Here is an 8816-nt window from a genome sequence, read left to right as displayed (position 1 = left end):
GTCGCGGTGACGTTTTTCGGGGGCCCGGCGGAGCGGGAGCCGATCACGCTCTCCGCCGAGGAGTTCGACGTGCTCTGGGAACGCCTGGACCTGGGGCAGATGCCGCTGGTCGTCAAGGTGCCGTCGCCGGGGAAGACGCACGCCGAGCGCGCCGACCTGGAGCGGCGCGCGTGGGACGGCATCGGCGCGCGGGGCCTGGGCGGTCCGCGCGGCCTCGCCCCGGAGCTCGACCACCTGCTGCGGCTGCTGTCCCGCCCCGAGCGCGAGGTGGACGGCCGGGTGTGGATCGGCCGGAGCGTGCGCGTGCTGGCCGCGGCCAACGGCGACCACGGCGTGCTGGCCACGCTGACCGACTCGCGGCTCACGCTGCGGCACGCGGCGGGGTCCGGCCTGGCGGGCGCCGTGCTGGGCGTGCTGCCCGCGCACCCCGCCGGCACCGGCCACTCGGTGACCATGCCGAGCGCCGACCTCGAAACGGCCGTGAAGAAGTCCGACGGGTCGCCCAGGTCGCTGGAGAACTCGCTGCGCGAGCACGGCGTGCGCCAGGAGGACGCGACGACGCTGGTCAAGATGTTCACCGGCCTGGTGCACACCGGGAACTTCGGCGCGGCGGCCCGTGACAAGTACGGCAAGCGCTGCCGCCCCGACCGCGTGGTGGCGTTCTTCGACACGGAGGACGGCCGGTACCTCCAGCAGCGCCGTGCGTCGAACGGCACCGAGCCGTGGTCGACCTTCACCCCCACCGACTCCCGCCGGCTCGTGCACCAGGTGGAGGAACTGCTCGGCGAGGCGGTGCGGGCCGCGAAGCAGCCCTGACCCCCGATACCGCCGGCACTGCCGGTCCTTCGCGCCGCCAGTGCTTCCAGTTCCCCGCGCCGGTCCCCGCGCCTCCGGTCCCTCGCGCCGCCAGTGCTTCCAGTTCCCCGCGCCTCCGGTTCCCGCGCCTCCGGTCGCCGGGCATCCGGTCCTTCGCACCTCCGGTCGCCGGGCATCCCTGAAACCTCCGGTCGCCCGGCACCCCGCCCTTCCGGCACCCCCTCCGGTCCTCGACCCCAGTACTCCGCCGCCCCAGCCGTTCCGCCGTTTTTTGCCGCCCGGCTGTCCCGCCGCCTCGCCGCTTCCGGCGCCCCGCCCTCGCCTCCAGCCGCCGCCCTCCAGCCGCCGCCCTCCAGCCGCCGCCCTCCGCTCCCGGCCTCCGGTCACCACCAGCCGTCTCCGACCGCTCATGCGGCTCACCCGGACCAAAGCAGGTCGCCGTGAGGATTGTTGAACAATCTGATTGTGGGGCAAGTGACCCCGCAGACCTCGTCAGGCATCGCGCGACCTGCGCCGACACCGCCGCTAACCTGGGCGGGTGCCGTCCAAGCCCGCAGACCCCCACGAGGTGCGCGCCGCGGTGGAAGCCGTGCTGCCCTGGCTGACCGGCGACGCCGACCAACCGCCCCGCCCGGTGCTGGCCGCCGCCGTGCGCCTCAGCCTGCGGACCCTGGAGCAGGTCGCCCCCGGCCGCAGCGTGGAGGTGCGCGTCCCCCCGTTCGCCGCCGTGCAGTGCGTGGAAGGCCCCAGGCACACCCGCGGCACCCCGCCGAACGTGATCGAGACCGACCCCCGCACCTGGCTGGAACTCGCCGTCGGCCACCGGACCTGGTCGGACGCCCTCGACGGGGCGAAGGTCACCGCCTCCGGCAGCCGAGCGGACCTCTCGAACCTCCTCCCGCTGCTGCGCTTCTGACTAAGCTCGACCGGGTGAAGGCGCTGAAGGCGTGTGCCGCCGTCCTCGCGGTGGGAGCGGCCCTGGTCGGGTGCGGCAGCGAGTGGTCCGGCGAGGTCAGGTTCAAGGTCGTCGAGGTCTCACCCCGCACGGACCTCACCGGCACCGAGACCGTCGGCAGCCGCTTCCGCCTGGAACTCGACCAGGAGAAGCCGGACTCCGTCGCGGGGTTCTCCCACGCGTCGGTCACCGACGAGCAAGTCCCCGAGGGAACCGCGGTCGGCGACGCGCTGGTGTGCCAGGTGCGGCAGTCGGACGACAACAGCCTCGACGACGTCGGCCTCAAGACCGACACCGGTCCCTGCCGCGCCGCCTAGAACCGCGCCCAGAACCGCGACCCGCCCAGAACCGCGACCCGCCTAGAACCACGACCCGACGGTCTTGTCCCACACGTCGCCGACGCCCTCGACCGCGTCGCGCCCGAACTCGACCACGTCGCCGACCCCGCCCACCACGACGTCCAGGCCGTCGCTGACGATCTCCTTGCCGGTGTTGAGCAACCCGGTGCCCGCGTCGGACCAGTTCCCGTTCCACGCGTCGCGCCCGGCGTTGTAGAGCCCCGTCCCGGCGTCGCCGACCAGGTCCGCCGCGCCCGCGACCGTGCCGCTGACCACGTCCACGACCGGCCCGACCACCGGCAGGTTCGACCCCGGCAGCGACGGCCCCAGCGGGTCGTCGTACCACTTCTGCGCGGTCACCGAGCCGCCGTCGCCGGTCGCGATGCGCGCCAGGTTCTGCACCGACTCGGTGCCCTCGTCGTAGTAGGCCGAGTGCGCGTGGCCGATCATCGACGAGTCGGTCGTGCCGAACACCGTCGCGCCGAACCGGTCGTCGTACGGGCCGATCGACGACCCGTCCTCGGTGAACCAGCTGTTGCTGGTGCCCTGGACCACCGGGTCGTGCTCGGTCGCGCCCACGTAGACGTGCCCGGGTCCCACCGAGAGCTGGTCGACGTTCGACGCGCCCACGCCCGGCGACCCGATGAACGCGATGTCGTCGGCGGCCAGGCCGTTCATGCCCGCGTAGCCGACCGTCGTGGAGCCGTAGGAGTGACCGATCACGGTCAGGTGCTGGCGGTTGCCCGCGGCCTCGGCGGCGGCCCGGTACCCGTTCACGTCGGCGACCAGGTTCGCGCCGCCCTCGCGGGCCTGCGCCGGGTTGTCGACCTCGCCGATCGCCCAGCCCGGCGCGTCGTAGCCCAGCCACTGGATGGTGGCGTTGCCGTTCGGCCCCATCTGCTCGCGCAGGTTCGCCGCCTGGTCCAGGCCGAAGCTGCCCATGTCCGACCCGGTGCCGGGGACGCAGACCGCCAGGTTGGCGGCGGTGTCCGGGTCGCCGAACGCGACCGCGATGCCGCCGTCGCCGCGCGGGCCGTACGGGTCGTAGGCGAGGACGCGCACGTCGCCCTCCTGCCAGCCCTTCTGGTGCGCGAGCTCCCTGGCCTGCTCGACGCTGGCGGACGCCTTCTGCGCGTTCTCGGCCTTGGTCGACGCCTCCTGCCACTGGTCGCGCAGCGAGGCGTACTGCGGGTCGTTGAGCAGCCGCGCCACGTCGCCGGAGTCGTCCGGGTCGAGGCCGAGTTCGCGCGCCCGGTCCCGCATCTGCGCGTCGAGCTGGTCGCGCTGCGCCCCGAACCGCTGCACGTCGTCCTGGATGCGGGCGAGGTTCGCCTCGTTCAGGACGCCCGACGGCAGGCCGCGGAGCTGTCCCAGCTCCTGGAACCTGGTGCGCAGCAGCTCGTCCTGCTGCTCCTTGGTCAGCGACTTCCACCACGCCGCGACCTGCTTCGGGTCGGTCCCGGGACCCGGCACGGCGGCGGTGGTGCGCATGGCCGTCACGGCGGACGCCCAGCCCGCGTCCCGGCCCGCCGTCTCCTCGAACCCGGGGCGGACCCTGGTGAGGGCGTCGGCGTAGCTGCGCAGGACCCGCTCGTAGCCGTTCTTGACGTTGGTGAGCTGCTCGTTGACCCGGTTGGCGAGGTCGCGGGTCTGCGCCTCGTCCAGGGCGGGCGAGCGGCCGCGCCAGAAGTCGATCAGCTGGTCGGCGCTGCCGCGCATCTGGCCGTACGCGCGCGACGCGGCCTGCACGATGTCCGACCCGGCGGCCAGGCGCTCGCCCGCGACCGCCGCCGACTTCGAGGACAGCTCGGCCCGCGCGCGGAACCTGTCGGCGGAGGAGCCCTGCCACGTCGCGGTCGCCGTGGAGCCGCCCGCCGCCACGGAGTCGCCCGCCCGGCCGACGGCGCTGCGCGCGCCCGTGATCGGGTCGGCCGCCGCGGCGACGCGCCCGGCGTCACCGGTCGCCAGCCGGCCGTACAGGACCTCGGGATCGGTGTAGCTCACGCCATGCCCCCCTCGATGCCGCGGAACGAGGCGGTCGAGTCGTCGTCCGCGCGCTGGTAGGAGTCGGCGTTCTCGGTGAGGCCGTCGCCCGCGTCGCGGTACCAGGCGCTGCCCCGGCGCAGGTCGTCGGACTGCTCGCCGGCCCACCTGGCCAGCGCGTCCACGAACTCGGCCGCCGCGGGCACCTGGCCCAGCGCGTCCGCCTCCAGCCTGAGCATGGAGATCAGCTCGGCGCCGTCCCCCGTCGCGTCCGCGCCCTCGTGGAACTGCTTGGACGCCGCGCGCAACGTCTCTGGTTGCACACCGAACACGGTTACCCGCCCTTCGTGCCGCCGGCCGCTGGAGGTGCGACGCACGGTCATCCTCCCCGGTTCCCACGCGGCACGGGGCCGGGTGGGTGAATCCGGAACCCTCCCGTCTCCCCCTCCCGAATCACTCGATCGTGATCTTGCTCATCTCGAACAGCCGTTCGACCATGGACGCATGACCAAGAACCCCCGTTCCCGCCCCGCACACCGCTTCCAGTACCGCACCGACCCGCGCGCCTGGCTGGCGCACGCCCTTGACGTGCTGATCCAGCCATCGGGAGGCCGCCACCGGGCTCCGTCGCGCTCGGTCCTGCTCTGTCGGGCGTTGCGGGCGTGCATCACCCGTCTGGCCTCATCGGTGCTCCCGGGCCGGCCCTACCCGTTGAGGCCGCCCGCGCACCGGCTGGCCATCGCGTGGCGGGGAGGGGTGCACGTGCGGGCGGGCTAGCCACTACGTGGGCCCGCACCGCTCTCCTCTTCACCCGCTCTCGCGTCCTCGCGTCCTCCTGTCTTCCCGCCCGCCCGCCCGTCCCGTAGTCCCGTAGTCCCGTCGTCGTGGACGCGTCGTCATCGATGTGCGGCTTCGGGCGCGCCCGGTCCGGGCGGTGCGGCACGATGTGGCCCACCGACGACAGCGGTGAACGGCGGAGAGTGGCGGGGAGGCCGGACGTGCCAGGAGGTTGGACCACCCAGCGGTGGACCGAGGTGTTCACCGAGCAGGCGGCGATGTTCCGCGCGGCGGTCGGGAAGGCCGACCCCGCCGCCGCGGTGCCGAGCTGCCCCGGCTGGACGTTCACCGAGCTGACCCTGCACGTGGGGCGGTTCTTGGAGACGTCGCTGGAGTACCTGCGCACCGGGAGCACCGTGCAGCTCAAGCTGCCACCGCCGCCCGCCGGCGTGGCCCCGCTCGACTACCTGGACGCCCAGCTGGCGAAGGCGGCCGAGCTGCTGCCGGCGACCCCGGGCAACCGGGCCGCCTGGACGTTCTCGCCCGCCGCACCCGACCTGGCGTGGGTGTGGCACCGGCGGATCGCGCACGAGATGGACCTCCGCCGCTGGGACGCGCAGGCCGCGCTGCGCGAACTGGTGACGGGCGACGCGGACTTCGCGGTGGACGGCATCGACGAGGCGCTGACCACCCTGCTGGCCGCGAAGCACTCGACCGACGTGCCGCCGAGCGCCGCGGGCACCGCCCTGGTGCAGCTCACCGACGTGCCCGAGGCGTGGGTGGTGACGTTCACACCCGGGTTGGTGCCGGAGGTGCGCGCGGCGTGGCCGGGGGAGCGGACCGACCTCCAGGTCACCGGTGAGGCGCAGCTCGTGCACTACGGGCTGTGGGGTCGGCTGCCCGTCAAGCGCACCGGAGAGGAGCAGGTGTGGTTCGCCCTGAAGATGGAGTGAGGGTGCGTTTCATCACGTAGTCGGCCTCCTGCCGGCCCTGGATGCGCCTCCGTTCGCCGTACACTCGGTCGTGCAGCCCGACCTCGTCGCTAGGGAGCACTCGGTGGTCACCGACCAGTCCGCAACCGGCCGCACCGACCACGATTCACAGGAAGAGCGCGAACCCCGCGAGGAATGCGGTGTGTTCGGCGTCTGGGCTCCTGGCGAAGAGGTCGCGAAGATGACCTACTACGGCCTGTACGCCCTCCAGCACCGCGGCCAGGAGGCGGCGGGCATGTCGGTCGGCGACGGCAGCCAGGTGGTGGTCTTCAAGGACCTCGGCCTGGTCAGCCAGGTGTTCGACGAGCAGGTGCTGTCCAGCCTGCGCGGCCACGTCGCCGTCGGCCACTGCCGCTACTCCACCACGGGCTCCACCACGTGGGAGAACGCGCAGCCGACGTTCCGCACCACCGCCACCGGCTCCGGCCTGTCGCTCGGCCACAACGGCAACCTGGTCAACACCGCCGAACTGCTGGTCAAGGCCCGCGAGGCCGGTGTCGACACCGGCCACGGCGCGACCACCGACTCCGACCTCGTGTGCGGCCTGCTCGCCGCCCACGCCGCCGACATCGGCATCGAGCAGGCGGCCCTGGAGCTGCTGCCGACGCTGCGCGGCGCGTTCTGCCTCACGTTCTCCGACGAGTCGACGCTGTACGCGGCCCGCGACCCGCAGGGCGTGCGCCCGCTGGTGCTCGGCAGGCTGGAGCGCGGCTGGGTCGTGGCGAGCGAGACGGCCGCGCTGGACATCGTGGGCGCGTCGTTCGTCCGCGAGGTCGAGCCGGGCGAGCTGATCGCGATCGACGAGAACGGCCTGCGGTCCAGCCGGTTCGCCAACCCCGAACCCAAGGGCTGCATCTTCGAGTACGTCTACCTGGCCCGCCCGGACACCACCATCGCCGGCCGCTCCGTCCACGCCACGCGCGTCGAGATCGGCCGCCGGCTCGCGGTGGAGCACCCGGTGGAGGCCGACCTGGTCATCCCGGTGCCCGAGTCCGGCACCCCCGCCGCGATCGGCTACGCCCAGGCCAGCGGCATCCCGTACGGCTCGGGCCTGGTGAAGAACGCCTACGTCGGCCGCACGTTCATCCAGCCGTCGCAGACGATCCGCCAGCTCGGCATCCGGCTGAAGCTCAACCCGCTGCGCGACGTGATCCGCGGCAAGCGCCTGGTCGTCGTGGACGACTCGATCGTGCGCGGCAACACGCAGCGCGCCCTGGTCCGCATGCTCCGCGAGGCCGGTGCGGTCGAGGTGCACGTGCGGATCGCGTCGCCGCCGGTGAAGTGGCCGTGCTTCTACGGCATCGACTTCGCCTCGCGCGCCGAGCTGATCGCCAACGGCCTCGACAACGACGGCATCCGCCGGTCGGTCGGCGCGGACAGCCTCGGCTACGTGTCGCTGGAGCAGCTGATCGCCGCCAGCGAGCAGCCGAAGACCCGCCTGTGCACGGCGTGTTTCGACGGCGACTACCCGATTCCGCTGCCCGACGACGCGCTGATCGGCAAGCACCTGCTGGAGGGCATCCGCGGTGTCTCGGGCTCGGCCGCTCCCGTCCTGACGAACGGGTACGGTGCCGAGGACGCCCTGCGCCGACCCTGACCGGGCCGGAACGGGCCGACGACCAGCCCTCGACCCGACCGCGGGGCCGCGACGCCGGCACCGCGACACCATGGAGCACAGAGAAGTGACGGACAGCGCCAAGGCGACCTACGCCGCAGCTGGGGTAAGCATCGAAGCCGGCGACGAGGCGGTGGAGAAGCTCAAGCCGTGGGCGGCGAAGGCGCAGCGTCCCGAAGTGCTCGGCGGCATCGGCGGCTTCGCGGGCCTCTTCCAGCTCAAGCTCGACCGCTGGAAGGAGCCGGTGCTCGCGTCCTCCACCGACGGCGTCGGCACGAAGATCGCCGTCGCGCAGGCGCTGGACAAGCACAACACGATCGGCATCGACCTGGTCGCGATGGTCGTGGACGACCTCGTGGTCTGCGGCGCCGAACCGCTGTTCATGCAGGACTACATCGCCATCGGCCGGGTCGTGCCGGACAAGGTCGCGGCCCTGGTCGAGGGCATCGCGGCGGGCTGCGTGCAGGCCGGGTGCGCCCTGCTGGGCGGCGAGACCGCCGAGCACCCGGGCCTGATGGGCGCGAACGACTACGACATCTCCGGCACGGGCGTCGGCGTGGTCGAGGCGTCGGCCATGCTCGGCCCGGACCGCGTGCGCGCCGGTGACGTCGTGATCGCCATGGGCTCGTCCGGTCTCCACTCGAACGGGTACTCCCTGGCGCGGCACGTGCTGCTGGAGATCGCCCGGATGCCGCTGGAGGGGCACGTCGAGGAGTTCGGCCGCACGCTCGGCGAGGAGCTGCTGGAGCCGACCCGCATCTACGCCAAGGACTGCCTGGCCCTGGTCGCCGAGACCGAGGTCCGCACGTTCTCCCACGTCACCGGCGGTGGCCTGGCCGCGAACCTGGCCCGCGTCCTGCCGGAGGGCCTGCGCGCCCAGCTCAACCGCAACACCTGGACGCCGGCCCCGGTCTTCGCCCTCATCGCCCAGCGCGGCCGCGTCGAGCGCGCGGAGATGGAGAAGACCTTCAACATGGGCATCGGCATGGTGGCGGTCGTCGCCCCCGAGGACGTGGACCGCGCGCTGGCCGTCCTCACGGCCCGCCACGTGCCCGCCTGGGTCCTGGGCGACGTGGTCCGCGCCGAAGGTGACGAGCCGCGAGCCACCCTGGTAGGCGACCACCCCCGCTTCTGACTACCTTCCCGAACCCCTCCAACCTGCGGAAACAGCGCCTCGGACCTCACGATCGGGTGAACATGGGCCCGAACATGTACGAAAACGCCGTTACCGCCATCGGTTGAAGTGAGAACGGAACGCCGCCAACCCACCCCCGTGCCGAGACGCCCCCGAACCCCCTCCCCGTACCAAGCGGCGACGGAGGAGGGGGCCGCGGCGGACC

The 8816-nt window shown here is 73.1% G+C and carries 9 protein-coding genes; 7 read left to right on the top strand and 2 right to left on the bottom strand.

Features of this window, described 5'->3' with window-relative positions; genetic code table 11:
* From ACR807_RS39490 to ACR807_RS39480, 3 genes are all read left to right on the top strand, one after another.
* Window positions 1-816, top strand: an 816-nt coding sequence (locus ACR807_RS39490) for an ESX secretion-associated protein EspG (protein ID WP_438926655.1), incomplete at its 5' end; no start/stop codon positions are given.
* Window positions 817-1354: 538 nt separating this feature from the next.
* Window positions 1355-1732, top strand: coding sequence for a sterol carrier family protein (locus ACR807_RS39485; RefSeq protein ID WP_438926654.1), 378 nt, complete (start codon window positions 1355-1357; stop codon window positions 1730-1732).
* 14 nt (window positions 1733-1746) lie between these two features.
* The gene (locus ACR807_RS39480) at window positions 1747-2088 is read left to right on the top strand and encodes a hypothetical protein (protein ID WP_438926653.1); all 342 of its coding nucleotides are present in this window, start codon (window positions 1747-1749) and stop codon (window positions 2086-2088) included.
* A 42-nt stretch (window positions 2089-2130) separates the two neighbouring features.
* On the opposite strand, the gene ACR807_RS39475 is transcribed toward ACR807_RS39480, so the two are convergent.
* Together ACR807_RS39475 and ACR807_RS39470 are read right to left on the bottom strand one after the other, a co-directional pair.
* Window positions 2131-4113, bottom strand: a complete 1983-nt coding sequence (locus ACR807_RS39475; protein WP_438926652.1) for an alpha/beta hydrolase — start codon at window positions 4111-4113, stop codon at window positions 2131-2133.
* On the bottom strand, window positions 4110-4415 hold the full coding sequence (locus ACR807_RS39470) for a DUF2563 family protein (RefSeq protein ID WP_438926651.1): 306 nt from the start codon (window positions 4413-4415) through the stop codon (window positions 4110-4112). The genes ACR807_RS39475 and ACR807_RS39470 overlap by 4 nt, the downstream gene beginning before the upstream one ends.
* A gap of 181 nt (window positions 4416-4596) precedes the next feature.
* Between ACR807_RS39470 and ACR807_RS39465 the strand changes: the two genes are divergently transcribed.
* From ACR807_RS39465 to purM, 4 genes are all read left to right on the top strand, one after another.
* On the top strand, window positions 4597-4869 hold the full coding sequence (locus ACR807_RS39465; RefSeq protein WP_438926650.1) for a hypothetical protein: 273 nt from the start codon (window positions 4597-4599) through the stop codon (window positions 4867-4869).
* A gap of 221 nt (window positions 4870-5090) precedes the next feature.
* The gene (locus ACR807_RS39460; RefSeq protein WP_438926649.1) at window positions 5091-5822 is read left to right on the top strand and encodes a maleylpyruvate isomerase N-terminal domain-containing protein; all 732 of its coding nucleotides are present in this window, start codon (window positions 5091-5093) and stop codon (window positions 5820-5822) included.
* 103 nt (window positions 5823-5925) lie between these two features.
* Complete coding sequence (purF, locus tag ACR807_RS39455; RefSeq protein WP_438926648.1) at window positions 5926-7458, top strand: amidophosphoribosyltransferase; 1533 nt, start codon at window positions 5926-5928, stop codon at window positions 7456-7458.
* Window positions 7459-7528: 70 nt separating this feature from the next.
* Window positions 7529-8611 (top strand): phosphoribosylformylglycinamidine cyclo-ligase, encoded by a 1083-nt coding sequence (gene purM / locus ACR807_RS39450; RefSeq protein ID WP_438926647.1) that lies wholly within the window; start codon window positions 7529-7531, stop codon window positions 8609-8611.
* Window positions 8612-8816 lie beyond the last annotated feature (205 nt).

Source organism: Saccharothrix sabaoui (genome assembly GCF_051756985.1).
Classification (GTDB): domain Bacteria; phylum Actinomycetota; class Actinomycetes; order Mycobacteriales; family Pseudonocardiaceae; genus Actinosynnema.
Note: the sequence above shows the minus strand (reverse complement) of the source record. Positions and strands in the feature narration are given on the sequence as shown.

Excerpts from the sequence above, each read along its gene's own strand:
- ACR807_RS39465 (WP_438926650.1), top strand. The coding sequence starts at position 4,597 with ATGACCAAGAACCCCCGTTCCCGCCCCGCACACCGCTTCCAGTACCGC.
- purM (WP_438926647.1), top strand. The coding sequence starts at position 7,529 with ATGGAGCACAGAGAAGTGACGGACAGCGCCAAGGCGACCTACGCCGCA.